We start from the raw sequence: 253 nt of genomic DNA, 5'->3' as shown, positions 1-253 counted from the left end.
GCCCACCTTTTTGAACAGCCAAGGTTGGGTCACACTGGCCCTGGTGGTGCGGGTCCGATTGGGTTCGGCGCTGACCATCCCAATTCGTTCCTGGTTGGTCGAAGAATCCGGCCAACGCGGCAAACTTTGGGTGGCTCGGCAGTTGATCGAGTCGGTCAGAGGGAATGTCAGGGAAGCGCGTCTGCTGATCGATGCCTGGTTCATGCGCAAGAGTTTGATTCTACCCTTGCTCGAACAGAGGGTACGCATCATC

General features: G+C 57.3%; 1 pseudogene. It reads left to right on the top strand.

Annotated features, from left to right (window positions below):
• Window positions 1-253, top strand: a pseudogene (locus IV91_RS0115355) (IS701 family transposase); the annotation flags it as partial.

Source organism: Ferrovum myxofaciens (genome assembly GCF_000735045.1).
GTDB classification, from domain to species: domain Bacteria; phylum Pseudomonadota; class Gammaproteobacteria; order Burkholderiales; family Ferrovaceae; genus Ferrovum; species Ferrovum myxofaciens.
This window is presented reverse-complemented; position numbering and strand designations above follow the sequence as displayed.